The organism is Microcystis sp. M079S1, assembly GCF_020246425.1.
In the GTDB taxonomy this organism is placed as follows: Bacteria; Cyanobacteriota; Cyanobacteriia; order Cyanobacteriales; family Microcystaceae; genus Microcystis; species Microcystis aeruginosa.
Genome location: NZ_JADBSZ010000349.1, coordinates 1 through 25,767, shown reverse-complemented (window position 1 = coordinate 25,767; position 25,767 = coordinate 1). Strand labels below are relative to the sequence as shown.

The following is a 25,767-nucleotide window of genomic DNA, read 5'->3' as shown; positions in this document are numbered from 1 at the left end:
TTAAATGTTTCAGGATATACTCCACAAAAGCGTTTAAACTCTTCTGGATTCAAATTTTTTACTTTTTCGTAAGTCATTGTTTTTCTGAGTGTTTTACTTTATTTTACATAATCAGTTCCTATTTTTGCAGGAGGTCTATTGTGGACAAAATCCGTTACTGTAGGGGCGCAAAGCTTGCGCCCTCTGATCGATTGGGATATTATTCCCACGCAAGTCCCTAAGGGGGGATCGAACCTAAAATCCATTTTTAATTTAATTATAACCAGCTACTTATCCACCCCCAAACCCCAGATAATTAACCACCCCCCAACTAATACACTTGTACTATAGCCTGCCTAAAAAAATTCCAGAAAAGGGAATGAGGGAAAAAAGGGAAAAAAAGGGGAAAAGGGTTACAGGGTCCTCCCAGCACCGCACACCACCCGAAAACCGCGGCTGTCGTAGTTGTCGCGGCGGTAGTTGACGAGGCGGTAAGCGGAACGGCAGTAATAGGGATTGACGAACCAAGAACCGCCCCGCAGTACACCAATTCGTTTATCCGTCAAGAGTTCATTTATACTATTTAATAAGTTTTCATAACGATTATCATTATTTGTCTCGTCCCAAACGCTCCCGTCTGTGGGCGGTGCGCCTTGATAATCACTATGCCACGGATCTAAACACCACTCCCAAACATTCCCGTGCATATCGTACAGCCCAAAGGCGTTGGGGGGATAGGAGCGGACGGAGATGGTTTTCTTTGGGGATTTTTTCGCCTTTTCTTGTTGATAGACCTTTGAACTATTGTAATTCGCCAGTTCTGCCGTGATCGTCTCGCCAAAGTGGAAGGGGGTGGTTGTTCCCGCTCTACAAGCGTATTCCCACTCGGCCTCGCTCGGTAAACGGTAATTTTTTCCCGTGTGACGGGACAGACGGGCGCAGAATTCGATCGCATCGTACCAACTCAGGCGATCGACGGGGTTATTATCACTTTCCTTAAACTCCGCAGGTTCTGGATCGAGGTCTTTTCCCTCCCTCGGTAGGTGGGCCACGAACCGCCATTGCGCCCGGGTAATCGGAGTCTGGCTCAGGTAGAAGGCACTGACGCTCACGGGGTGTTGGGGTTTTTCAGACTTGTAATCGTCCTTTTCTCCCGGTGAACCCATCAGGAAAGTTCCCCCCGGGATAGCAACCATAGTCAGGGGTTCGATTTCCTCCCCTAGGGGTTCCTCGTAGTAGTAGGCCTCCAGGGGTTCTCTTTTGGTAATTTCTCCCCGTTTATCGACGTATAGGGTCTCGAAGGTGAATTTTAGGAGTTTTTCCGGGGTCAAGATTTCCTGTTTTCGCTGCCTCACTCTCTCCTCGATGTTTTGGGCGATATCGGCGTACTCTCCCCCCCAAGTGCGGAGAACAGCCGCGTCCACCTCGGCAAAGTAGAGAGAGCGATCGCTGACTGCATCCGCTAGAGAACCCTGTGGATTGGGGATTAGAGCCGAAAAATCGCGAAATTCACCGTAATGGTCGCGAATATAATCGCCGATGCCGCGCCAAATATCGATCGTGCGTCTAGCGGCACTATCTGCCAACAGTAGCTGACGAATGCCGGGGTAAAAATCGTACCAAGCATCCGTAACCGTCGCTCCCTCCGGACTAAAGGTAGATTTTTCGACCAGTCCGCTAAAAAAGACCTCCGCTAGATGCCAATGTTTACTATCGGGTAAAAATCGCCGCTGTGCCAATCGCATCACTGGAGGAATCAGGGGAACGGCCGCCAGCACTTTAGCCAGTTCTCGGGCCAAGGGACTGGCATCGATTAAAAAGCCTCTCAATAACTCTTCCGGGGATTCCGCTTCCGGAGCGGCTGCCTCTTCTTCTCCGGTTTCACCCATATTCACCCCCGCAGTCGTTGCTCCCATTAAAACCCCCTGAATCGAGTTACCACCGCTCCCAGCGATAAATTTCGCCCAGGTTGCAAAGTGAGCGGGGGATAAATTGAAAATAGGGAACCGATAGAGAATCTGCTTCGTGCGGAGTCTTTCCCCCACTTGCAGTATTGCATTGGCAGAAGCGGGACCCGGTGCAATCAAAGGCCGGAGGATTGCTCCCTCTAAAGCGGTTCGTTGCCATAGCTCCTGCGGGAAAATGTGAGCGATGGTGACGGGGTGTTCTTTTCCCAGATCCGCTAGGGTGGCAAAGGCAGACCTCGATCGCCAAGCTTTCCCCAAAGTATCGGTTAGGACGATAAAAAGTCGGTTTCCAGAGGGTGCAACCAGACTGCGAGGGTTCCGTTCGATTTGCCCCGCACCAGAAAGCAAACGAGCTTCATTTTCACCGGTCTCGAACCACCAAACCCGCACATCCCTAAAAAAGCCTTGCCAACGGAAGAGGGTGGTCATTCCCCCCGCTAGATCTCCCCAAAATTCCATCGGGGGAGAGCGATCGATCAACAGGTGAACCTCTAACCAACGTTCTAGGGGGGGACGGAAAGCGAGCATCGGTAATCCCCCCGCTTCGGCCGTCCGTTCCACTGTAACCTCGATATCCAACTCGTCGGCCCGTAATCCAGGCACGCGACGCGCTAGGGGGAGAATTGCCTTACTGATGGCGGTGGGTTCGGGTATCGGAAAGGGATCGGGGACGCGAACGGGAGAAGAACGATCGCTCTCGACCGAATCGCGCTTCCGGGAGGTCTGCATCGGGCGATCGATGTTTTCGGGATAGGCAACGGGGAGCGTTGACTCGATCGCTCCGGGGGGAGGGGTTTTTTCACCGCTGCCGGATGACCGGTTATCCTCCTGATCATTAGATGAGGTTGCTTCCGAATGTTCAGGCTGCTCGATCGACCAAGGCGCGATAATTCGATCGAGGTAAGCAGCGCACCAGATCAGTTCTGCCATTTCCCTCTCGTCTTCCCACCAGATAGCTTTTTTCCCTTCCATCTCTCCCCCTACCCTTGCAAGGATTTAAAGATGGTGTCTAGCAGCTTGCTATCGGGGTCGGTGAGGTCGTTTCCCTGTAGTAACAGATAGACCGCGTTGAGCAGTTGATCGGTGGCTAGTTTGTCTTTGCGTTTAATTCGATCGAGAAATTCCCGGATCAGATTTCTGGCCGGTTCGTCCAATTGATTTAGGCTCTCTGGGGGGAAACGTTGCTCTAGTATGCGATAGAAATCATCCTCGTTGTCGGGTTGTTCGAGTCTTAAACGCAAACATCGACGCAGGAAAGCGGGGGGAAACTCCCGGGCCTCGTTACTGGTCATGAATACTAGGGGGAACTCCTGACAAGACACACAACCTCGATCGATCGGGATTTTTTCCTCGCTGTCGTCCTGTTGACCGCGATAGGGAAGAACCGATTGGTCGCCGGTTTTTAATCGTGTCAGTTCCGGTATCTCAAAAAATCCCTCCTCGAAAATATGGAGGAGATCGTTAGGCATATCGATATCGCTTTTATCGATCTCATCAATTAGCAGCACCGCCGGTCGTCCGGGACGGGATCGATAAAAAGCCATCCCCATGGGACCTAATCTTAGATAGCTGCCGATATCTGGTTCCTCGTACTTTCCCCCCTCTCCCACTTTCTGTCTTTGTAGGGAAGCTTCCTGTAACCGTCCGATCGCATCGTAGGCATAAAGACCCTCTTTAAGGGTGGTGCGGGAAACGATCGACCAACGGTAGGGGCCGGGTAATCCCAATTCCCGGGCAACTGCGTAGGCCAGGGAAGTCTTGCCGGCGCCGGGGTTGCCCTCGATCAGTAGGGGACGACGCAAACAGAGGGCAGCATTCACCAATTCCACCGCTTTCCTATCCGCGACGAATCCTAAAGCCCTAGGGTCTATTTTTCCCTGTTTGGGCGGTATTTTCTGCGATTTCGCCGCTTTTGTCCATTCTTCTGGGGATAGGCTAAAACTGCGCCAAGGGGGTGGCGGTGGGATGCGATCGAGGTGTTTTCTTTGTTCTTTGGGTGTGGGTAAACTGTTCGCGCTCAGGGTCAAACCCCGATAGATGCGAAGGTCTTCTGGTTTGGGAACTGGTTTATCGGCCATTGGATTCCACCACTCTCGTGTTTAGAGGTCTCGGTCTCGGGGAGGGTTTGGGGTATGGATCGTCCCAGAAAAGGGCGATTTTTCGCTTGTTTCTGCGTAATTCTTTGGTCTTATCGGGCCAGTTTCTCCATTCCGAGGGTTTTAGATCGTTATCTGTCATCGGTTGGTTGGCGTTTCGACTCCAGACGGCGATCGGCAGGGATTCCACGATATCTTCCAGATCGGCGATCGATGGTTCGGTTCCGATGTAGTAATCTTTCTGGTCAAGATCGCTATTATTTTCCCATAAAGCTCTCTTGATCTCCTCGATCTTGTCGCGTATTTCTCGGAAATCTTCATCGAAATAGCGATCGAAGGAGTTAATAAAAACAGGATACTCGTATCCGATAGATGGCCCCTCACCGCATCTAAACTTAATATCTTCTAGGGAGTGTTTCAGCAAAGCAAATGGAAGGAAAAACTCAATCTCTAGTCTCGCTTGATCGGGTAAATAGTAAAACATTTCAGGAATTACCTGATAGAAACTATCTTGCATTTCTTCTAACATAAAACCTTGTTCTTTTTTATAGATATTCCATAACTTAATTTTATTGTTTATTCTCACAAAAAACATCGTATTTACATAAAAATATTCTGTTTGTAAGCCCGTATTATTATGTTTATCAATTGCGGGTGAGATTACAATTTGTATTCTTCCTTCTAGTTCGATATTTTTATTAAATTTATCCCACAATTCTCTCGCATATTTTTTGATTGTGTCTAACTGCACACCATCCCTATATCGAACAGCTTCACCTTTCCAAGTATCAATATCTTCAGCAATATCTAGGGTTTCATCCTTAAATAACTTCAATCTGCACCATTCAGAAAATAAAATCAAAGGACATATTTCTTTATTAACTGGCTTACTAGATAAATCTTTTAGTTTTTCTCTAAGCTCTTGTATGTTTGAAATAGATGACGATTTGGGATCTTCATAGACTAACAGAAAAGAGTTGATTAAAAATAAACTATTATCGGAATTAATATTTAAAGTATCGAAAAGTTTTTCGATTAAATTAAATCGTTGATTTTCCCATTTTTGGTCAGCTTGAGGATAAGTAGGAAAAAAGATAGCATGGGTTTCAATTCCTAGCGCAGAATAATTAACACGCTGATTACTGTCAACATTTTGGTTCATTTTATGAACCAACCAACCTAGATCGACATATCCATGGTGGGAATAAAACTCGATCGCTTTTATGTCATCGAGAGCTTGTTGCAGCGATCGGGATAAAACGCCTTCGATCGCTGTATCTTTTGACCTACAAGCTGCCATAACATGAATAGCTATATTAGCTCCTCGAACCGCTTCATATTGTTTGATCGCATCGCTAACGAATTTTATAATATCTCCCGCACCACTTTGGGAGTAACAAGTATCAATAATATAGAGAACTTGAGAGATGGTTACTTGGTTATTTTTAATAGGACGAACTAAGTCTTGAGTCGGTAAAGCCGTTAAAGATATATCATCAATATCTGTATCTTTCAGTATGAGATAATGTCCATCACCTGGACAATATTCGCCATGACCAGAATAGTAGAAAATAAGAATATTTTTCGTTCCATGTCGCTCTCTATCCCGAAGCCAATTAGGGAATAGTTTTTTAAGATCGTTAGTTGTGGGGTTTAAATGTAAACTTGGCAGAACTCTTTCATATCCAAAACCACTGGTAAACAGACTGTTCACCAATTCTAAATCCGTCTCGACGCTGGGTAATTGCTCGAATGCGTTGTAATCCTTTGTCCCACAAGCGATTAGATAATACTTGATTTCTTCATCCATATCATTGCCCATCAATCGATTAAGTAGCTGGTTATAATTAAATTAAAAATGGATTTTAGGTTCGATCCCCCCTTAGTCCTAGAGTTGATTTATAGTAGGGTTGATTCATGAATCAACCCTACCCTTAGTCCCCCCTTGATAAGAGTGGTGTCTGATAATTTTTAACACCTACCTACTTAACCCCGATCGAATCGCTTCCCCAGTTGCAACCGCCGTCAGATACCTTTTGGCATCATGAGCCTCGCAACCATTATAAACTAGCTTATCCTCGATAGTTCCCTCAAATAAAGGGTTGAGTTCCTTTGTCAACGCCACCACATCGCCATCGTCCGCGATATTTACCCATCTTTCCACATTTCCGGGCCAGCGCCCCAGGTTATTGCGGGGGGATGGTTGCAGTCGATCGAAAATTAATTGTCTTATCCCCAAAGGAGAACCGAGAGTGACAAAGACTTTAATCGGCCATTCTGGATGCTGACATAAAGTTTCGTAACAGACGATCGAACCGAGAGAATGAGCTACAAGTACCCGCGTATCTTCACCGATACATTCTATTACTCGCTCTTGAATCTGCTGTTTTAGCTTTCGATCGTGTAAATAGCTCCCCACTTGCTTAAGATAAGAAATAACCAATTTCTCGGCAACCCTACCGAAAAACCGAGATTCACTTAACTCCGACAAAGCTCTCTGGATAATTTTTGGGGTAGATTTTTCTCTCAAAAGGCTATTCGCATTGGGATGATTATTTTCTAATCGTTCCGTTTCTTGCCACCACAACTGAAGTAATTCTTTTTCCCAATCGGAATCGATATCATTAACATCGTAGTTCGGGATACCGATCGCTTTCGGGTTTCCCCGGAAAATATCTCCGTAAAACGCACAAAGAAAATCAGTATCGGACTCTAACTCGGTTCCCGCGAGTTTCAATCCATCCTTGAGACTTGGCAACCACTCAGCAGAAATCGTGTTGCTACCCCTAAATTCTTGCGCGATACCATGAACACCGACAATTTTAGCCATGATCGTGCGGTTACAGGGCTTCCCTATCCCTGTTGATTTCCAATTTTAAACGGTTTTTCCCACTTTAGACCGAGAGCAAATTTAAAAACTGCCTTGCTTTGATCGCCTTGTCAGTCGAGATAGACCGTTCAAAAACAGCAACCAAACCACCACCACCAACCAATGCAGCACCGAGATCGTCCAGAGAGAACCAGTCAGCCAATAGACAACGGTGCAAGTTAATCCCAATAAAGCCGCTAAAATCAAGAAAATAGGCTGAAAAAAAGTCGGATTGCCCTTTTTGTAAAAAATAATTGCATTGAGGGGATGATAGACGGTAAAAAGCGTGATGCTGACCAAAGCAGAGAGGATCAGGTTAGCTGTGGAAGTTGCCGTTTCCGGATGGGGAATTAACAGCACCCGAAAGACGAATTCCTCCCAGAATGCCGGGAAGAAAAAACAAAAGACGAGCATTTTCAGTATCTCTAACGGTCTCCGTTCGGGGAAGTGCCAACGTAAAAAACCCGACCGGAAACCGATGGTCAGGGCGATCGCGGCGTATAATCCCAATCCGATCGCCGTCACCCCCCAATCCCGACCGGTAAGAGGCAGCACGAGCGCGCCCAAAGTGCGACGGAGCATCGGTGCGATCATCGGCATTTCCCCGAATAACTTGGTCGGTGCGAGGGGTAAAATCTCCGGCATCGCTCCCCCAACCTGATTAGTACGGAGGAACCAGAGAGTTGCTCCTGACCGCAAGAAAATCTCACCGATCACGTCATTGCTGCCTCGCGGTAACATCGAGCGCCAGCTTAGTAGAGCGTTGGCCAGTGTATTTTCCCGAATAAAGCCTTTTCCGCGACTATCGGTGATACCGGCGAGAATTTGGGCGTTTTGCCGCCAATCGGCCCGGATCACCCCCCGGGGAGCTAATACTTGTTCTAAACGATCGCCCAATTGTCCCAAACGTTGAAAACGCAAGGTTTCCGGATCGTCGGCATGGGTTGTCAACCAAGCGGCGATCTTTGGATCGGTTTCAAACTGGTGGCGCAGGGTAGCGATCGTGATATAAAGGGCCTGATTCGAGTCCTGCACGCAGGAAGTCGCGGGGGTAACGCTAGAAACCCCGGTCCCGTCCCCGATCCGGTAGCGAGCCATCATGATCTCTAACTGCTTGTGGAATTCTGTCAGGGGGGACAGAGAAACCCCACCGAAGTTGTAATCCTCCAAAAGGTCTAATTTCACGATCGCATCGGATATGGGTCGGGAATTAAGCCATCCCCGCTCTAAACTACCCGTATAGTTTGCCCAACTCTGATAACCGGATAAAATCCCCTGGGGATTGTGAGCGTACACCTGATCATAATCGAGCTGCCACTGTAACTCTCCCGTCAGGGAATCCCGGATCACTTCGTAGAGAAAATAGGAAAAATGACCCGTTACCGTTGCCAATTGTATTGATTCACCCTTTTTACCGCCGATTCCCCCGAAGAGATGAATTCCTATTCCTTTATCGCCCTCTTTCCATGATTTTTTTTCACCCTCCGGCAGGACTGTTACCCGACTGGCGGTTCCTTTGCGGGATGGGGTATCGTTCCAAGTGCCGCGGGCGATGTAATCTTGGCCCGATTGCACCCCGGTCAGGATTTCCGTCGGTTGCAGTTGAAACAGCGATCGAGGTTTGATTGCTTGAACGGTAAAGAGGTTATCCCGTCCCCGCGCACCGTAGATATACCAGCCCTCCTTTCCTTCGCTCGCTGCTACTAACTGTCGGGGGGTCGAGATAAAACGTCCTCCGGAAACTAAGGGTTGTTGGGGAATGCGGATCACTTCCGAGCTGCCGTCGAATTGTCCACTGTCGCGGTTATAGTGTCGCACTCGGAAAAGTTCGCTCCCACAGGGGGGTGAACCGGGGCAAACCTTGGGGATGTCGCTGGGGGTTCGGGGGGGAGCTTCGCCGATAATTTTCACCAATGCCACAAAGCGCCCAGTAACGATCAAGGGCATTCGCTCCACTTGTAATGACGTTTCCCCGATTTCTGCATCGGGAAAGCTGACGACCACATCATCGAGCGGTCGCGATCCGGCCAGCGCTTGCAGTGGTCCGACCCCTGAACGACCATTCAAGCGAGTCGGTAGGATATTTCCCTGTTTTTCACTCTCGATCGCCTCTGGAGTGAAGCGAATATCCTTAGTAACCAGTCCTAAATATCGAGCCAGTGCCGGGGATTGCCGCCAACCTAAACGAACTTTTTGACCGACTAAATCCGGCCGGGGTGCTTGGTAAACCTGCAACCAAGTCCAATCTTCCCCCGGTGTGGCGGAATATTCCTCCGGTTTTGGCAAAATCAGGCGACCGATCCAGGGGGCGATCGGGCGATACCATCGCGGATCGAGGGATTGCTCTAGGGGAAAATAACCGGGTTGATTGACCGCTAACCGACTCATGATCCAGTAGTCAGCCTTGGCTTCTTCCACAGGGCGCGGACTGAACAGAAAAACCGCTAGAGCGATCGCCGCTAGGGAGAGAAGTATCCAGACAATCCGGGAAATCGTTCTTTTCATGGGATAGCTGACGCTCATCGATCGAGTCAGGTTTCCCCAGCCTACAGCGTTTAGACTAAGTAGCTGGTTATAATTAAATTAAAAATGGATTTTAGGTTCGATCCCCCCTGCCCCCCTTGATAAGGTAGGGTTGATTCATGAATCAACCCTACCCTTGATAAGGGGGGTATCTGATAATTTTTAACGCCTACCTACTTATCCCTGAAATTCCGTCAAAACCCCATAGATTGCCCAGATAGCCATGGCGCGTAAATAATGACAAGCACGAAAAGTTCCCACCGATGTTATTGCTTCCGGGGTGCGAAATTGTAGGCCATTTTCATAAACTTGTCGCACCACCGCCTCCGTAATTTGCCATCCTTGCTTTTCCATTCCCATTTGCAGTAAAAAAGCCACCAACCCAAAATTAATTCCTACCCAAACTTCTAAGGGATGAGTTGCCTCGGGATTTTCGGGAGTACCATCAGGTTTTAACCCATTTGCCGCCCCAAATTTTCCCCCATGAAACTTGAGAAAACAAGCCTGATAAATCTTACTTAAAGCTGATTGCGTGTATTGATTTTCTACCACATCCGGTAAAGCCAATAAACGGGCATAAAATTGACCGCATAATTGGTCAGTCATCACCACATCGGAACCACTGCCACTATCTAAATTATAATATTCTCCATTCCAGAGAGTCTGATGATAAATAGCGCGAGATTGCTGTAACCAACTGGCAAAAATTGCTGTATCTTCTCCAAGAATTGCCCCAATTTTAATCGTTGCTTCTAGCGCCGCTATCCACAAACCACCACAATAGGCACTAATTCCCTGTAAACGCCAATCATCAAAGGTTTGGTCTGGCGCGCCGGAATTTTCGGGAATCCCATCATTATCAAGGTCAAAAGTTTTTAAATATTGCAAAGTCAGGACAATTGACGGCCAACATTCCCGCAGAAAATCTTCATCTTTAGCCCCCGTTAATAAATAATCCCGATAGACTAATAAAACAAAATCACTGCCTAAATCTTTCCAGAGATTACAATCTTGATAACTGGTGTAATTGCTCTTTTGCCAAGGGTGTTCATTGGGCGCACCTAAATCGTGGGGAGTGGCATTTTTGGCCTTACGAATGGCACTAGCTTGGTTATATCCAATAATCCGAGGAGTATCGTCACTGCTGGGAATTGCCCTCGCAAAAGCTTCCATGACGGCCTTTTCTAAGCGCGGCCATAACATCAATAACCCAAAGGAACCATAGAGACGCACATCCAGACTTTCATACCAACGATAATCAATACATTCTAACACTCCGAATTGACCAATCGGATCCCGTTCCGTGGCTGCCGTCCAGAGAGTGCCGCCGTCCGTTAACAGGTATAATTCGTTAAATAAAGCCATTTTAAACCAATCGGCCAGATCGGTGCGTTCTAGGATCGGTTTTTGCCAGTTAATAATATTTTCTCGCCATGTATCGCCGTGTTTTAAGGCTGTGCGTACCATCGCCCAAGCATTTTGACCATTGCGACCGAAAAAGTCCGTATAACGACGATAATAGTTAATTCCTTGAGCAAATTCGGTGACTGGTAAATCCCAAGCTAAAATAAAAGGAATTTTGCGAGTTTTCCCCGGACGAATGGTAAAACGAATCGCCATGGCCGTGGCCGTTTCTTCCCCTTTTTGGGCGGGGGTTTCGTCCTCAATATCCGGTAAAGAGCCATTCATGGCGAAATAGTCCCAAACTTCGCCCCCATCGCCCGCAGGGTTCCATTTACCCAGATAAAATACCTCTAGACTCGGATTAGTAATACTGGCAATCGCCATCTGTCCATCCCCTTCTCCGGGGTTTTCGTAATCCCGACGCATCAGACAGCCAACGCGGAAATTATCGACAATCCATTGATTATAATTACCCTCACTTTCCCCCCATTTTGATTGATATTCATAGACGGGACTACCATCATCTCTCACCTTAACCACTGGGGATTTAATTGCGTTAGTAAACCAACCGATTGTATTTTGCCAAGTCAGCATAATACTAATAGTAATTGGTTTATCGGTGGGATTATGAGCCGTCCATTCAAATAGGGCAATAGGATAACTACTTTCTTGATAATTATGCGCCCAAACCGGTGAGAATTGTTCGCAAATTAATTGAGTCTGAAAAACATCTTTGTACTCGTACCAACTGCGGGGATAAAGGGCCGAATATGTTCCCTTTTCGGCTGGATACCACGACCAGCGCGATAATGTTCCATCCGTCGGGCTTTCCGTCGCCATAGCGTAGGCTTGGGCGCTTCCGTCTTCTGTTTGTTCAAAAATGCTAAATTGACAGGCGGCAAGGCTATTAAAACTGTGTTCACCGCCGTCCAGATGCCAGAGGTTAAAGTCACCTTTGGGGGAACGTCCGATGCAACCGGCCCCAAATCCCCCCAGAGGCATCCCATGCCAAGGACCATCATCTAAATTGCTGGCATAGCGGACGCTGTAGGGTTTTTCCCAACCTTTGCCTAGAGGACGTTTCCAAGCAGCGGCGGGAATTTCTGGAAGGGAGACGAGATTAAGCATAGATGTTTTTAAGTGGGGTGTGGGGTGTGGGGTGTGGGGAAGTGGGGAAGTGGGGAAGTGGGGAAGTGGGGAAGTGGGGTGTGGGGTGTGGGGTGTGGGGTGTGGGGTGTGGGGAGAATAAATAAATAAAAATAAACTCCTGACTCGGAGAATACGGACTCCACCAAGAAACTTTTTTAGTAAACCCTAATTATTCGCTAAAGAGATAATTGCTGCGATCGCTAACCGTCCAATCTTGATTTTCTCCACCGATAATTAAACGTTTAATATCGACAAAATCCTTACTTAATTGGGTCAAGGCATTGATTAAAATATCTAAAGCAATAAGATCGCTAGTACCAAGGTCAAACCAACAACGTCCCCAAGTACCTAAGTATTCAAAATCGGTCATATTGTGCATCGGTGACATAAAGGCATTTTCGGCCATATCTGGATCGTATTCCATATAACTAATATCGACTCCCACCTCCTGTACCTGTAGGTTTTCGGCATTGAAAGCCCCTAATTTACCCAAATAAAACCAAGAGGCAAAAACTTCTTCTACATACTGCTGTTCCATATTCGAGGGAACTGTCGAAAATTCCAGCCAAAACCAGACATCAAAAGGATTAAATTCGCGAAATTGTACTTCCATATTTTTTAGAGGAGACAGGAGTAGGGAGTAGTCACTGATTACTGATTACTGATTACTGATCACTGATAACTTCCCCACCGATAACTGATTACTGATTACTATGCTGTAATTTCCAGAGAAAACTAGCGAGGAGATTGGTGATAATATGAGCGAGGATCGGGATTAATAAATTACCGGTGATGATGACGGTATAACCGAGGGCAAAACCGACAACAGTTGCCCAGATAACATAGGGCCATTGCTGGGAACCGCTAAAATGAAGGATACCAAAAATCAGACTAGAAACGGTTAAACCAAAGATATTTAAGCCCAAAGCTGGCAAAATCACCCCGCGAAATAATAATTCTTCACTTAACCCCGGCAGCAATCCAATCCAAATTAAATCGGGCCAAGCTAAAGGTTTAATGACTAATTCTAAGTAAGCGTTAGCACTATGGCGATAACTAGACCAAAAACGATAGAGAAGCCCACTAATTCCACTAATTGCCCCCGCTAAGGCTAATCCGAACAGGAAATCGGGGAGAGTCCAGCGAATGGCGGGAATAGCGATCGCACCGAAATATTGCCAAACTTTGGCGACTACCAGCAAGATAATCGCCGTTACCGCCATAATGGTGAGGACTTGTGTGCGTGTCAGGGGATCAAATTCGGAATTAGGGGAATTAGTCACGGATTCTCGGATAAACAGCGTAAAGAGTGTAAATTAGGGCGAAGAGATGCGAGGCTAACCCCTGCCCGTTGACAAACGATCGCACCGATCGCCTCCATATACGAGTGTACCCTAATTGCTTTCACCCCTAGGGGTTCCGGGGCCACCTTCATTCTTGTACTATTTTCCTGCACAGCAATCAGTACACTTTTTTCTTGACAAAAACTTAGAACTGTGCTAGAGCCGCAGGCACTGGCGGGAACGATCAGCGCGTCCACCTCCCGGCTCCAAATAGCATCGGGACCAGGCCGCTTGACCAATTGGGGGGCGCGACTCAAACCCACCAAAACGCAGGGTAAAAAAGTATAACCGATTTCTTCGGCCGCGGCCTTGGGGGAAAGTTGCGGATCGAGGGGCAGCGGACTTAAAGCGGGGGCGTGGGCCGCTGGTATTTGGAATTGTCGCACCACCAGATGGGAAATCACCGCTTCGGCCCCGGCAAGGGGATCCACCCCCTGACCATGGCGATAATTAGCCAGGGCAATGCTATCGGGATCGTCGGGAAAACGGGCAACAATGGCGATCGCTTCCGCTCGTCCCTGCTTAATCAGTTTTTCTGCTCCCCGCAGCAAGCTGTCGGGATTGCCAATTGTTCCCCAACTGGCCCCAGAGGCTGCCTCTCGCAACTGCACATTTAAGGGGGCATCGGTGACAAGGTAATCGGTGAGATCTAAGCCTAGGGTGGCCCGGACAGCATCGGCAGCCTGAAGGTGTCTTTGCAAGAGGTCAAATTCAATGGCGCGATCGAATAGTAACCCGATGCGATTTTGATGGACGGGACTTAATCCCCAATCCCCCCGGGCAAAACGATCTAAAGCGTAACCCTCTACATAATGGGTGTTGGCTAGGGGCCAGTACAGTTGGGCGCCGTTGAGGACATTGGGATGGGTAATTAGGCGATCACAAACTTGGGCGATCGCTTTGGCCACGGGAATGCCATCCCCAGCATAACCGCCAATCGCTGCCCCGATGCCGGTGGGAATAATTAGTACGGCGGTATAGGGACGGGAATTCACGAGGCAGTGGTGACAATCGCTTCGACTTTGACTTGATTATTCTCGCTATCCACTTCTGTGATTGCCCAACGCAAGGGTTCACCGCGTTTGGCTAATTCTTTTTCGATTTCTTGCTGCAGTTGTTGCGGGGTTTCCTGTAGGTCGATTTCGGCACTAATAAAGTGAGTGGTCATAGTCATAACTCCCGTGGATCATCTCATTTAGTTTACCGCAGTGGGGAGACCACTTCGTGAGCGTTGCGGGGGGGAGTGGGGAGAAGACCGATAGCCGTAGTGTGACACCCTTAGGAATAGACCTCTTGTAAAAATCAAAAATTATCTTGGTTGGTTAGGAGTCAGCAGCCAGTAGCCAGGAGAATTAAGAAGGAACAGTAATCAATTAAACAGTCTATTTGGATATTTTATGCCACTTAATCCTTATTTTTAGCGTTTTTAAACCATCAAAAATCAATTGTGCCAGAGATTTAAGCATTAGCTTCAAAATAGTTAAGAATTATTCTCAACTATTAAAAAATATTGTTGATACTAGACTTGGTTAAAAAAAAGCCCTAGACTGAATGGTTGACAAGAAAATTAGTCTAGAGCCTGATTAAACCAAAGAAGCGATGCCAGTCGCTCCTTTAGCAGTGCATAGTTGAGGCTAAGTGATTACTAGAATCATTTAGCGCCAGCTTTGTCTATGTCTAAATTCTAGTCTTGACGTTATTGAGCGTCAACTTGAGTCTAAAAATCCTTTGATGGTTGGACACAGGTATTCTCTGGACTTTTTTGATCAAAGTTCGACTTAATTGAGATAATTTCTCATTTACTCTTTCCAAATCGTCAAGGAGAAGCAGATGTTATCTGATCCCACAGAATCCGAAAAAATAGATTTCCCCAAAACCCTAGATATCGCCACCGTTTGCGTTTATGGGCTAGGAATCCTCTCGGCGGGCTTATTTTTATTCCTGCCCTTCGTCAATCTCCTGCATCCGAGTCCGTGGCAGCGATGGTTAGGCACAATTCACGGTTTTGGCTCTTTATTAGCCCTAGTCGTCATTGTTTACGCAGGCCACCTCGCTTTTCCCCTGTTAAGAGGTTCTAGCAAACTCTTGCGGCAAATGCGAACCCTCACCTTCTGGGCTACCGTCCTCGCTTTTTTAGCGATCGCCACTGGTAATTTAGCCTATATGCGCTATCGAGCCGGTTCAGAATTTGGCGGCGCGCGCGCTTGGTTAAAAGAAAATTCGCCCCTCGGTCAATACGTCCTTATGGAATACCACGAATTCAGCGTCCTGTTTACCTTGCCCCTAGGCGTGGTCTGCACTTGGATTCTCTGGAAATACGGCGACTCAATTTTGGACAAAGCTAACCGACCGGTGTTAACAGCCACTTGCATTGCTCTGATGGCAATGATGTTTTTTGCTATGGGTGGTCTCGTTAGCGGCCTCGGTGTCGCCAAAATTCAGGCTCTGTAACCCCTTATTTGCTGATTCAACTCAAAAATGACTAAAATTCAACTTTCGCTCGTTCTAGCCACTGTTTTCGGCTTACATACTGTGTCTCCTGCCCTAGCGGGTTCGATGTATAAAATCACCGACTTGGGTACACTCAGCCCCGATGGTACGGATACGAGGGCAGCCAGCATTAACAACCAAGGTCAAATCGTCGGTCGTTCCCGCACTGCCGGTAATACCGCTTCTAGTGGCTATATCTGGGAAAACGGTACGATAACGGCTTTACCCCTTACTGGCCCAGTTAATGGCGGCACCCCCGTCACTCTCCCCGGTCGCGGTGGTTTATCTCGTTCTATTAATGACGCAGGGATGATTGTCGGTGCGGGAGATGAAACCGCCGGACCCACAGACCGGGCGTTATTGTGGACTCCTAACGGTTCCGGGGGTTACGACCTCAACATTTATAACTTTGGTGGCCTGGAAAGTTATTTTATCGACATCAACAACAGCAATCAGATTGCTGGTTATCATATCTTTGAAACCAATCGAAGAAACGCTATTTTCTGGGAAGATGGTACGCGCATCAACTTACCTAGTCTTGACGGCGATCAAAATTTTGGTTTAGCCATTAATGACAATACCGAAATCGTTGGTTATGTAGACTCCGATGGTGTAGTGGACGGAACTAATGTCTACAGTGCTGCTTTTTGGGAGCAGGATGCCAATGGTAATTTTGTCCTGACTAATCTAGGAATTCCCAACGGATTCGCCCAAAGTTTTGCCCGAGATCTTAACGAAAATGGCTTAGTTATTGGTCAAGCGACTAATGGTTCAGGAGCCACTTTAACCTCTAGTGGATTCCTCTGGGATAACGGCAATTTGATTAATTTAGGCAGTCTTGGTGGTACGCGAGGCGATGCTTTAAGTATTAACGAATCTGGTCAAATTGTTGGCTTTTCTAATCTTGCTAGTGAAGTTGCCCATGCGACTCTTTGGCAAGAAGGCCAGTTATTTGATTTAAATAATTTAGTCATTAATGGTACGGGTTGGGTTTTAAATCAAGCCACGGGCATTAATGGGCGTGGCCAAATTATTGGTTTTGGCACTTTTACTAATGAATTGGGAGAAACGGAAACCCGCGCTTTTCTCCTAGAATCTGTACCCGAACCTAGCACCATTATGGGACTTTTAGCGGTGGGAATTTTGGGTTTTACACAGTTACGAACTCTTAAAAAATAGGAGCAACTCTCATGACACAACCCTATGTTGATAGCCCTTGGTACGGTAAAATCTGGGCTTTTGTACAACAATTTCCCCAAGGTTTAGCCCAAGGTGCCAAACGTTCTCCCGCTACTTCTGGCCCTGCAGCTGCGGCAATTATTAGCGCCGCAATCGGTTGTTGTTTAATGATGGTTTCTCACCATTTTTCCGATGCAGACCAGACAAAAACCGTAGAAACTCTGCTCTGGAATTTAGGGTCTTGGATTCCTGGCAGTAAAAATCCTAGCAAAATGTGGGGTAATATTGGCAGTTATACCGGCAAAGAAACTATGTTATTAATTGGCTGGTTAATCAGTTGGCCTATACTCCATTATCTCTGGAAAGATCGCAAGATTAAGGCTAAAACAATTCTCTTTTGGTTTTTCGCCCTCATTATTGCCGCCACCGCTATGTCATGGCATCCTATCTTTCCTTATTTACCCTTAACTTAAACTTATGGAGGTAACAAAATGGATGTTCAAATTAGAAAACTTTCCTCTCGTAAAATGCACAATATCGTCTGGATTTTAGTGGGAGTTTTTGGTTTATTTGCTATTACTTTTCCTCTGTCTATGTGGCGAGTCAGCAATATGGAAAAGTTTCAAGGTTCTCATGTTAAATCTTTACCAGTGGAAGGAGAAGTGAATTGCAAATCTTCACGGATTACAACTAAATAAGGGGCTGGCTTAATACTAAGCAAGACAGTTTCAGCTAAGAAGGAAAAAATGTCATATCCTGTGGAGGCAAAACATCAAATAGTTGTTGAAAAGGAGAGACAATTTCTGAATTTTTGGCTGAGACTAAAACCCCCTTTTCAGAGATTTTATCTACTCCAAGTAATCTGGTTAAGCTGTACTAAATTTAAACTGAGTATTGGAAATTTGGCTCTTCTGGTTTCTGTGTGGAAACGAGGTCTATACTGATAGTTTCTTCCGCGGCTCGACTGAGCTTCGCTGAACGTAAAAATAGCCCTAAAAGTCTTGCCCGATAAGCATTTCACGATTCCATAAGCAAAAATTATCACACAAAGAATAGGAGAGCCTTAGCCATTCTCGTACTATAATTGATACTAGGCTTTCCCCTAGAGATTATGATCGCAGTTCCCAACTACATCAGTCCCCAAGAATATCTCGCTATCGAGCGCCAGAGCCAGATCCGCCATGAATACCGACGTGGTTTGGTTTATGCGATGGCCGGCGGTACGGATAATCACGAGCGCATCGCCTTCAATTTTCTCAAAGTCATTGACGAACATTTCGGCGACTCTACAGACTGTAGGTTTCACTCGGGTAATGTCAAGGTTAACTATCAAGATCAGTTTTATTACTATCCCGATGCTTTTGTTACCTGCGATCCGCGCGATCGCCAAGATCGTTATCTGAAACGCTATCCGAAACTAATTGCGGAAGTGCTTTCCCCCAGTACGGCCGCTTTTGACAAGGGCGAAAAATTCCAAGATTATCAACAGATAGAAACTTTAGAAGAATATGTATTAATTTCCCAAGAAATCCAGCGCGTGGAATGCCGTCGCCGTAATTCTCTGGGGACATGGGAAACGACTATTTACGAGACAGGCGATCGGGTGATCCTGCCAAGTATTAACCTAGAGTTAGCCATCGCCGATCTCTACCGGGGAATAGATTAAAATGTGAACTACTCTCAAGGGAGTTGAGAGCTTGCTGCTTCCATGGGAATGGATAGACAGCATTTAGTTTACTTGTACTAACTAGCTCGGCAATTTTCCAGCCATTGTTCTAAATCCTGTAGTGACTGAAAATCTAACAAAGCTTCTCCCAAGTTTTCTAACTGTTCTAGGTCAAGACTACGGATATTGGGCAATAATTCGGGGGAAATGTCCCCTATCCGCCGATTTAATTGACGTAAAACTAGGTTAGCTTCTCCCTCTTGTCGTCCCTCTTGTCGTCCCTCTTGTCGTCCCTCTTGTAAACCTTCCGACCAGATTTCTTGATAGATAACGGATTCTTTCATGATGTCTTTCCTCAATAATCGTTGAATGATGTCTTTCTCTAATACTAACCCGGCTAGAATAGCGGTAGATGCAGCCAGATTACTTTGTTCTCGACTATCGCTGATTTGCTCGATTTCTTGGGCAATTTGCCGCAGTAAGTTTTCTTGTTTCTCCGCTTGAGCGAGTATGGCAAAGGGAAACAGTCCGGGGGCCTTTAATAGGGGTTCCGAGGGTTGTTCCCAGAGTCTAATCACTTCAAATTGATGAGAGGTTTTCCCTTGTTTATAATCATTCTGTCGGACTGTGGGGGAGTCACTTTTCCTTAGATAAATAACCACTTGATGGATAGGTTTGCTGGGATAGCGTCGATAGAGTCTGGTGGCATAATCTAGCATTCTATAGGGAATGTCTTCTTTAGGGTCGGTTTGGAACTCGATATGCAAGATTAATTCTTCCGACTCCAAAAAGATTAAAGTATCGGCTCTAATTGGCTCTAGGGATAATTCCGAGGGTTTAATTTCTGTTAATTCTAAGGGTTTACCCAGTAACCAAGTGGCTAAGTCTCTCGAATATTCAAGGGCGATAAATTTACAGGTAGAATCATACATTTTCAATTCAATTATAGGTTAAGTCTGACCTATATTTTAACAAAATTATCACCCTATCCCCAAAAATAACCAAAGGAGGGTTAAAAACCTTCCTAAAGGCCAAGATGTGCTTCAAACTATCCTAAATGGGGATTTTATGCTTGGCGCTTACGAAAAGCAGCACCTAACCTCCAAAGATGATCGCTTCAAAAATCTCGTAGCGTTCTTTGCCAATGCGAATAAAATAAATATCGCCCTCTTTCGAGGCACTAAACGCCCCAGAGTCCGCCTGACTAACATCGTAGCCGATCGCTTTCCCTTTTTCAAAGAAAATGATACGCTTGCGGCCGTCGGGTTTGGTGACAGTGACATCTGCACTACCGTTACCTCGACGAGTGACACCAAAGGGACAAGATCCCGCCGGTTTTCCGTCGCCCATAGAACAGGTAACACTACCCGTAGCATGGTAATTTGTTCCGGGTACTTTGGCATCGCTTTGGTTGTAATAATTGGAAATAAAGATTTTTAAGCGATAATTAGCTACCTCATTATTACGCGCTGAATTGCGGATCAAACCCACTTGGATCGTATAATCGCCGTCCGCTGGTAGGATTCCTTCATAAGCGTTACCTGCGTTAGACCCGATAACCATCGCCGCATCCTTGCCGGGGACTTTACCCGGTGCAAAAAGGTTGAAAGAAGCACCCCCATTATCGCTATTGAAGGCAAGGGAGATATTCTGCCCAGCATTAGCGCGAATTAGGTACTGAACGACCTGTTCTCCCTTGATTTTGCCTTGAATGGTTGTTCCAGATGTTCCTGCTTTGAATTGTACCCGTTCTTGACGAACTTCGCTTAAGGCTGGAGAAGGTAGGATAACGGGGGTGGTGATTAAGGCAGCGAGGAAAAAAGCGGAAAAGAGTTTACGCATTTTCTGGGAGATAAAAAAATAAATCGAGAAAAGATGCGGTTTTTCTGCCCCTCCCCGAATCAGTAGGGAGGAAATCGAGATTACCGACAATCTAACGGACTGGTGTGGACAAGAGACTGATAGCCTCCACCTTCTACCCGTACCCTCAGAGAGTATGAGTCAAGTACGGGGATTTTGTCAAGTCTTTTTTAGAAAAAAACTTTATTCGGGGAAGGGTATATCTAAACTCATTTGTTGTCCTTGGGTTTCCCTTTGTTTTTCGGCAGCTTTCAGGACTTCAAAGGTGAGGATAACATCGAGACGTTTTTTTTGTTCAAGGATTTCTTGTACTGTCACAATCTCAATTTTATCCACACTTTGACTCATATAACGACTGCGATAAATTCCCGCAGATTTGGCTGTTTGAACCATATCTTTGCTGGGGGGTTTCAAGGTGATAAATATACCCAGGGCTGCCCCTTGTAGTGTCATGGTTCCCTGTAGATCTCTGATGTCTCCCGATTTGATATTACCGGATTTTACTTGAAAAATAATTTTCTCCCGATTGTCTTTATCTCCCTGAAAATAGGCAATGGCATCGACTCCTTTATCTGCCCCTTTTTTGTCATTAATCACGGCCCGGTTATTACTATAGGTTAAAACCGCCCATTTCTCAAATTCTTTGCGGGTACGATCATCGGGTTTAGTGGCTAATGCTTTGGCTGATTCTAGATCTTTGGGAATACCATTTAGTTCAATTTTATCTAAAACATTTTTACCAAAGGAGTCCTCTAGTCGCTTTAACATTAAGCTAATACTCTGATAGGTTATATCAATTCCAATCCAGTTTCTCTCTAATCTCTCTGCTACAGCGATAGTCGTTCCACACCCACAATAGGCATCTAAAATTACATCTCCTTTATTGCTACTTGCTTTGATTATTCTTTCTAGCAATGCCTCCGGTTTTTGTGTGGGATAACCGAGTTTTTCGGCAGCATGAGGACTTAAAGATTGAATGTCAGTCCATAAATTGGTAATAATAGAGCCTTCTTGCTCATTAAGATATCTTTTTAACTGTGGCCGTTTTTTTGTGTTAAATTGACCATCGGAATGGCGAGGATAATATATTCTATCCTGATCGTGTAACTGTTGCATCGTTTCTTTTTGGTAACGCCAGCCTTTACTAGGATAAGGAAACCCCATCCATTCATACATCATATTTGGCCGTGGATTCGGACTAGCCATATCACTTAATCTATACATTCCTCTCCCGTCATTATCATCATGTCTATAAAATTTATCAACATAATTACTATCGTGTTCTCCGTACTGAGGATGGAAACTAGCTTGAGAAGATTTAACATAATAAAAAATTATATCGACAATATCACAAAATTTCTTTTTTGCGTCACTATGGGCCGATTGTCTTTTCCAGCTAATCTCATTTTTAAAATCACCCCCCTGAGAACAAAAAACAGTATCTAAAACTATTTTTAAATAATGACTAGCAGTAGGATCGCAGTGGAGATAAAAGCTACCGGTAGATTTTAAAACTCGATGGATTTCCACAATCCTCAGAGTCATACTCACCAGATAAGCGAGAAGACTGCCTTTACCCAAAACTTTGGTTAAACCGTCAATTAAATCGATAGTCTGACTGGTAAATTTACCCTGATAGTTGCTTTGAATTTCTTCTAAAGCTTCGTTAGCGTGATTATCCCATGTCCAGGTATCTACAAACGCTTGTGCTTGTGCTTGATCTTCCTTACCTAAGTTGTTATAAATTTGGTTGTAATTGCGTTTAGAATTAAAGGGTGGATCGATATAACAAAGATCGATCGATTCATCTTTGATATATTTCCGCAGCACTTCTAGGTTATCACCGTAGTATAGTTTATTGACCATAGAGATTAAGGGGATTGACTGCATCCTCAATTGTATTATTATTCCCCCTTAAAGAGGACGAATGCAATCGCTCCAGAGAATAATATGATTGTACTAATTACAATAAGCGCATCCTGTGCGCCCAAAATTTAATTTTCCTAAGTCTATCTAGCCTGAAAATGAGGGGGTCGCAGGCAGGCACGGATTCCCATTCTATAAATAAGTATATGTCAAGTGCTGGGATTTTGTCAAGAGGAATTATAAATCCGTTGAGTAACGCACAGAAAACGGGTTTCTCCGAGAAACCCGTTTTCTACTGATGCACTCATGCAAAAAGAAGCGCATCGTGGTCAGTGAGTTGCTCGAACTGTGTGCGCCCAAAATTTAATTTTCCTTAAGTCTATCTAGCCTGAAAATGAGGGGGTCGCAGGCAGGCACGGATTCCCATTATATAAATAAGTATATGTCAAGTGCTGGGATTTTGTCAAGAGGAATTATCGTCACCGTCAAATCAATTTCGCTGCTAAGTAGGTAGGCGTTAAAAGTTATCAGACACCCCCCTTATCAAGGGGGGACTAAGGGGGGATCGGCACCCCCCTTATCAAGGGGGGCAGGGGGGATCGAACCTAAAATTCATTTTTAATTTAATTGTAACCAGCTACTTAAAATCAAAGGTTCTTTCCAATCAACTAAAACCCTTGTGTTTGGTGAGGTGGGAACCCTAACCGTAGTATGATTGAACAATGCGAAGACTCACAATGACTCGACCCGACGACTGGCACCTTCATCTCCGCGATGGTGCGGCAATGAAAGCGGTTCTACCCCATACGGTGCGTCAGTTTGCCCGTGCCATTATCATGCCGAATTTAAAGCCCCCAGTGCGCTCAGTCGCTGATGCTGCCTCCTATCGCGAGCGCATTCTGGCAGCAGTTCCAGAGGGTCAACAGTTCGAGCCACTGATGACCCTATATCTCACCGATAATACCAGTCCCGAAGAAATCGTGGCGGCGAAAGCCTCCCAGTTTGTCAAAGCGGTGAAATACTACCCGGCCGGTGCGACAACTAATTCCGACTTGGGGGTGACGGACCTTCGTCGGTGCGATGGCGTTTTGGCAGCGATGGAGCAGGTAGATATGCCGCTACTACTGCACGGAGAAGTTACCGATGGTGATATTGATGTGTTCGATCGAGAGAAAGTGTTCATTGAGAAGCACTTAATCCCACTGATAACAAGATTTCCCAAGCTGCGGGTGGTGTTTGAACACATTACCACTGCCGATGCGGTCAAGTTTGTTCTATCTGCTAACAACAATGTCGCCGCCACAATTACGCCCCAACATTTATTATTTAGCCGAAACATTCTCTTTACTGGTGGCATTCGTCCCCATTTTTATTGCCTGCCGATTTTGAAACGAGAGGATCATCGTTTGGCACTTTTGCAAGCGGCAACATCGGGCAATCCCAAGTTTTTTCTAGGGACCGATAGCGCGCCCCATTCTCGCTACAGCAAAGAAAGTTCCTGTGGCTGTGCGGGTTGTTATTCAGCCCTGCACGCCCTAGAGTTGTACGCAGAAGCCTTTGAGAGCGTTGATGCGATCGATCAACTAGAAGGGTTCGCCAGCTTCCACGGTCCAGATTTTTATCAACTCCCCCGAAATACCAAACAAATCACCTTAACCAAAACCCCTTGGCGCATTCCCGATGAATTGCCATTTCCCGAATCCGGACTGGTGCCGTTACGAGCGGGTGAAGAGATAACCTGGCAGTTGGGGGAATAAAAACCGCCAGTTTTAGCTTGCATATAATGTTTGTGGCTTTTATGCTCCCGTCTTATTTTGGTAATAGTCGCGGGTTCCCTTGGCATCTAGGGCCTCACCGAGACGAGCAATGGCCTGGGCGTAGGCGGCGTTACGCAGAGATATATCGAACTCCTGGGCGAAAGACCAGACTTTTTCCGCTTCTGTCACCATTCTTTCTTTTAAGCGCTCATTGATCTCGTTTAATTGCCAATAAAGACCGCTGCGATTTTGCACCCATTCAAAATAACTCACCGTTACCCCACCGGCGTTAACCAAAATATCGGGGAAAACGAGAATCCCTTTTGAGTCTAAAATGCGATCGGCTTCTGAGGTAGTCGGACCGTTGGCCACTTCAAAGATATATTTTGCCCGCACGCGATCAGCATTTTCGGCGGTAATTTGGTTTTCTAGGGCAGCCGGAATCAAAACATCCACATCTAGGGCTAACAATTCTTCATTAGTAATCGCCTCGTGTTCCACGATATTACACACAGTACCCTCACAGTAAATAGCAGTAATTCCGCGATGTTCCTGTTTATACTCACGAATGCTGGCAATATCTAGTCCTTTTTCCCGATAAATGCCGCCCTGGGAATCACTTACCGCCACCACTTGATAACCAGCTTTGGCGAGGAGATCCGCCACTATAGCCCCGGCGTTACCGAATCCCTGGACGGCCACGGTAGTATTAGCGGGTTTTTTGTCTAATTTCGGCAAAAGAGAGTTAATAACATGAAAAGCCCCCGTTCCTGTCGCCGTATCGCGGCCACGACTGCCTCCCATGGTTAAAGGTTTCCCCGTCACCACCGCTGGACTAATTTTACGCTGAATGATGCTGTACTGGTCCATCATCCAACCCATGATCATCTCGTTGGTATAGACATCGGGGGCAAGAATATCGACATCGGGACCGATAAAGTCGGCTATACCCTCGATATAGCCCCGGCTAAGGCGTTCTAACTCGGCTTTTGACAATTCTTTCGGATTGAGGGTAATGCCGCCCTTAGCCCCACCAAAGGGCAAATCCAGCAGGGCGCATTTAAAGGTCATCCAAAAGGCTAGGGACTGCACCTCATCGATGTTGACGTTGGGATGATAGCGCACCCCTCCTTTGCCGGGGCCGCGGGTGTCATCGTAGCGGACGCGGTAGCCTTGGAAGATTCTCAGAGTGCCGTTGTCCATACGGACGGGTATGGAGACGCTGAGACTAGCTTTGGGATATTTTAACCGCTCGATCGCATCATCGGAAATGGAGACATACTTAAGGGCGCGTTCTAGGCGACTGCTGGCATCGGTAAAGAGTGATTTCGACATGATTTTTTTCCCCCTATCTATCCCCATTAGAACATGAAAAAACAGTATATTTCGCTACAGTTTATTTTTCTTAATTAACCATAGACAGGAATTGCCGACAAGTATTCTCAAACAAGGTTACTTGAGAGATTTTCCAGTACATCAGACCTCCTGCAAAAGTCCTATTCAGCTACTTGATGATAGCCTAAAGCAAGTTCATAGTTGTAAATGCCAGCGATTAAATTAAATCTCAGACCAAAACGCCGTCTCCGATTCCTATATCTTGATGATAAAATTCTAAATAT

The 25,767-nt window shown here is 46.0% G+C and carries 20 protein-coding genes and 1 pseudogene; 6 read left to right on the top strand and 15 right to left on the bottom strand.

The annotated features are described in order from the left end of the window. Positions 1-392: 392 nt before the first annotated feature. From IM456_RS22550 to IM456_RS22505, 10 genes are all read right to left on the bottom strand, one after another. Complete coding sequence (locus IM456_RS22550; protein WP_287693032.1) at positions 393-2,918, bottom strand: formylglycine-generating enzyme family protein; 2,526 nt, start codon at positions 2,916-2,918, stop codon at positions 393-395. 8 nt (positions 2,919-2,926) lie between these two features. Beyond that, the gene (locus IM456_RS22545; protein WP_287693031.1) at positions 2,927-4,024 is read right to left on the bottom strand and encodes an AAA family ATPase; all 1,098 of its coding nucleotides are present in this window, start codon (positions 4,022-4,024) and stop codon (positions 2,927-2,929) included. Beyond that, positions 4,014-5,864 carry a VMAP-C domain-containing protein gene (locus IM456_RS22540; protein ID WP_353737738.1) on the bottom strand — a complete coding sequence of 617 codons (1,851 nt, stop codon included), beginning with the start codon at positions 5,862-5,864 and terminating at the stop codon, positions 4,014-4,016. Before IM456_RS22540 ends, IM456_RS22545 begins: the two co-directional genes overlap by 11 nt. 156 nt (positions 5,865-6,020) lie before the next feature. Next, positions 6,021-6,872 carry a hypothetical protein gene (locus IM456_RS22535; protein ID WP_149987079.1) on the bottom strand — a complete coding sequence of 284 codons (852 nt, stop codon included), beginning with the start codon at positions 6,870-6,872 and terminating at the stop codon, positions 6,021-6,023. 81 nt (positions 6,873-6,953) lie between these two features. Continuing rightward, on the bottom strand, positions 6,954-9,434 hold the full coding sequence (locus IM456_RS22530; RefSeq protein WP_287693029.1) for a CPBP family glutamic-type intramembrane protease: 2,481 nt from the start codon (positions 9,432-9,434) through the stop codon (positions 6,954-6,956). Between the two features lie 177 nt (positions 9,435-9,611). After that, positions 9,612-11,966 carry a GH116 family glycosyl hydrolase gene (locus tag IM456_RS22525; RefSeq protein ID WP_287693028.1) on the bottom strand — a complete coding sequence of 785 codons (2,355 nt, stop codon included), beginning with the start codon at positions 11,964-11,966 and terminating at the stop codon, positions 9,612-9,614. Positions 11,967-12,156: 190 nt separating this feature from the next. Beyond that, positions 12,157-12,600 carry a DUF3531 family protein gene (locus IM456_RS22520; RefSeq protein WP_012264377.1) on the bottom strand — a complete coding sequence of 148 codons (444 nt, stop codon included), beginning with the start codon at positions 12,598-12,600 and terminating at the stop codon, positions 12,157-12,159. An 88-nt stretch (positions 12,601-12,688) separates the two neighbouring features. Beyond that, on the bottom strand, positions 12,689-13,270 hold the full coding sequence (locus IM456_RS22515; RefSeq protein ID WP_061430548.1) for a CPBP family intramembrane glutamic endopeptidase: 582 nt from the start codon (positions 13,268-13,270) through the stop codon (positions 12,689-12,691). Further along, the gene (locus IM456_RS22510; RefSeq protein ID WP_287693027.1) at positions 13,267-14,325 is read right to left on the bottom strand and encodes a DUF3326 domain-containing protein; all 1,059 of its coding nucleotides are present in this window, start codon (positions 14,323-14,325) and stop codon (positions 13,267-13,269) included. Before IM456_RS22510 ends, IM456_RS22515 begins: the two co-directional genes overlap by 4 nt. Further along, the gene (locus IM456_RS22505; RefSeq protein WP_002762817.1) at positions 14,322-14,498 is read right to left on the bottom strand and encodes a DUF8621 family protein; all 177 of its coding nucleotides are present in this window, start codon (positions 14,496-14,498) and stop codon (positions 14,322-14,324) included. Before IM456_RS22505 ends, IM456_RS22510 begins: the two co-directional genes overlap by 4 nt. A gap of 662 nt (positions 14,499-15,160) precedes the next feature. On the opposite strand from IM456_RS22505, the gene IM456_RS22500 reads away from it, so the two are divergent. The 5 genes from IM456_RS22500 (at position 15,161) to IM456_RS22480 (ending at position 18,665) form a co-directional block, all read left to right on the top strand. Next, entirely contained in the window at positions 15,161-15,781 is a 621-nt protein-coding gene (locus IM456_RS22500; protein ID WP_002762819.1) for a hypothetical protein, read from the top strand. A gap of 27 nt (positions 15,782-15,808) precedes the next feature. Beyond that, positions 15,809-16,999 (top strand): PEP-CTERM sorting domain-containing protein, encoded by a 1,191-nt coding sequence (locus IM456_RS22495; RefSeq protein ID WP_052275686.1) that lies wholly within the window; start codon positions 15,809-15,811, stop codon positions 16,997-16,999. An 11-nt stretch (positions 17,000-17,010) separates the two neighbouring features. Beyond that, entirely contained in the window at positions 17,011-17,472 is a 462-nt protein-coding gene (locus IM456_RS22490) for a hypothetical protein (protein ID WP_002762822.1), read from the top strand. A gap of 18 nt (positions 17,473-17,490) precedes the next feature. After that, on the top strand, positions 17,491-17,697 hold the full coding sequence (locus IM456_RS22485) for a hypothetical protein (protein ID WP_002762824.1): 207 nt from the start codon (positions 17,491-17,493) through the stop codon (positions 17,695-17,697). Positions 17,698-18,110: 413 nt separating this feature from the next. After that, positions 18,111-18,665, top strand: a complete 555-nt coding sequence (locus IM456_RS22480; protein WP_125731777.1) for a Uma2 family endonuclease — start codon at positions 18,111-18,113, stop codon at positions 18,663-18,665. Between the two features lie 77 nt (positions 18,666-18,742). Here the strand turns inward: IM456_RS22480 and IM456_RS22475 are convergent, their stop codons facing one another. The 3 genes from IM456_RS22475 to IM456_RS22465 form a co-directional block, all read right to left on the bottom strand. Beyond that, the gene (locus tag IM456_RS22475) at positions 18,743-19,597 is read right to left on the bottom strand and encodes an Rpn family recombination-promoting nuclease/putative transposase (RefSeq protein ID WP_287693026.1); all 855 of its coding nucleotides are present in this window, start codon (positions 19,595-19,597) and stop codon (positions 18,743-18,745) included. A gap of 163 nt (positions 19,598-19,760) precedes the next feature. Then, a complete protein-coding gene (locus IM456_RS22470; protein ID WP_287693025.1) occupies positions 19,761-20,507 on the bottom strand; it encodes a p24 family protein in 747 nt (248 codons plus the stop codon). 201 nt (positions 20,508-20,708) lie between these two features. Continuing rightward, a complete protein-coding gene (locus tag IM456_RS22465; protein WP_287693024.1) occupies positions 20,709-22,391 on the bottom strand; it encodes a DNA methyltransferase in 1,683 nt (560 codons plus the stop codon). Between the two features lie 722 nt (positions 22,392-23,113). Here IM456_RS22465 and pyrC point away from each other — a divergent pair. After that, positions 23,114-24,148: a dihydroorotase gene (gene pyrC / locus IM456_RS22460; protein ID WP_149987835.1), complete on the top strand. Its 1,035-nt coding sequence runs from the start codon at positions 23,114-23,116 to the stop codon at positions 24,146-24,148. 39 nt (positions 24,149-24,187) lie between these two features. Here pyrC and IM456_RS22455 read toward each other — a convergent pair whose 3' ends face one another. Both IM456_RS22455 and IM456_RS22450 read right to left on the bottom strand, forming a co-directional pair. Continuing rightward, the gene (locus IM456_RS22455; RefSeq protein WP_216645712.1) at positions 24,188-25,483 is read right to left on the bottom strand and encodes a Glu/Leu/Phe/Val family dehydrogenase; all 1,296 of its coding nucleotides are present in this window, start codon (positions 25,481-25,483) and stop codon (positions 24,188-24,190) included. 161 nt (positions 25,484-25,644) lie between these two features. Next, positions 25,645-25,767: pseudogene (locus IM456_RS22450) on the bottom strand (IS5/IS1182 family transposase); the annotation flags it as partial.

Excerpts from the sequence above, each read along its gene's own strand:
- IM456_RS22550 (WP_287693032.1), bottom strand. The coding sequence starts at position 2,918 with ATGGAAGGGAAAAAAGCTATCTGGTGGGAAGACGAGAGGGAAATGGCA.
- IM456_RS22545 (WP_287693031.1), bottom strand. The coding sequence starts at position 4,024 with ATGGCCGATAAACCAGTTCCCAAACCAGAAGACCTTCGCATCTATCGG.
- IM456_RS22540 (WP_353737738.1), bottom strand. The coding sequence starts at position 5,864 with ATGGGCAATGATATGGATGAAGAAATCAAGTATTATCTAATCGCTTGT.
- IM456_RS22535 (WP_149987079.1), bottom strand. The coding sequence starts at position 6,872 with ATGGCTAAAATTGTCGGTGTTCATGGTATCGCGCAAGAATTTAGGGGT.
- IM456_RS22530 (WP_287693029.1), bottom strand. The coding sequence starts at position 9,434 with ATGAGCGTCAGCTATCCCATGAAAAGAACGATTTCCCGGATTGTCTGG.
- IM456_RS22525 (WP_287693028.1), bottom strand. The coding sequence starts at position 11,966 with ATGCTTAATCTCGTCTCCCTTCCAGAAATTCCCGCCGCTGCTTGGAAA.
- IM456_RS22520 (WP_012264377.1), bottom strand. The coding sequence starts at position 12,600 with ATGGAAGTACAATTTCGCGAATTTAATCCTTTTGATGTCTGGTTTTGG.
- IM456_RS22505 (WP_002762817.1), bottom strand. The coding sequence starts at position 14,498 with ATGACCACTCACTTTATTAGTGCCGAAATCGACCTACAGGAAACCCCG.
- IM456_RS22500 (WP_002762819.1), top strand. The coding sequence starts at position 15,161 with ATGTTATCTGATCCCACAGAATCCGAAAAAATAGATTTCCCCAAAACC.
- IM456_RS22495 (WP_052275686.1), top strand. The coding sequence starts at position 15,809 with ATGACTAAAATTCAACTTTCGCTCGTTCTAGCCACTGTTTTCGGCTTA.
- IM456_RS22490 (WP_002762822.1), top strand. The coding sequence starts at position 17,011 with ATGACACAACCCTATGTTGATAGCCCTTGGTACGGTAAAATCTGGGCT.
- IM456_RS22485 (WP_002762824.1), top strand. The coding sequence starts at position 17,491 with ATGGATGTTCAAATTAGAAAACTTTCCTCTCGTAAAATGCACAATATC.
- IM456_RS22480 (WP_125731777.1), top strand. The coding sequence starts at position 18,111 with ATGATCGCAGTTCCCAACTACATCAGTCCCCAAGAATATCTCGCTATC.
- IM456_RS22475 (WP_287693026.1), bottom strand. The coding sequence starts at position 19,597 with ATGTATGATTCTACCTGTAAATTTATCGCCCTTGAATATTCGAGAGAC.
- IM456_RS22470 (WP_287693025.1), bottom strand. The coding sequence starts at position 20,507 with ATGCGTAAACTCTTTTCCGCTTTTTTCCTCGCTGCCTTAATCACCACC.
- IM456_RS22465 (WP_287693024.1), bottom strand. The coding sequence starts at position 22,391 with ATGGTCAATAAACTATACTACGGTGATAACCTAGAAGTGCTGCGGAAA.
- pyrC (WP_149987835.1), top strand. The coding sequence starts at position 23,114 with ATGCGAAGACTCACAATGACTCGACCCGACGACTGGCACCTTCATCTC.
- IM456_RS22455 (WP_216645712.1), bottom strand. The coding sequence starts at position 25,483 with ATGTCGAAATCACTCTTTACCGATGCCAGCAGTCGCCTAGAACGCGCC.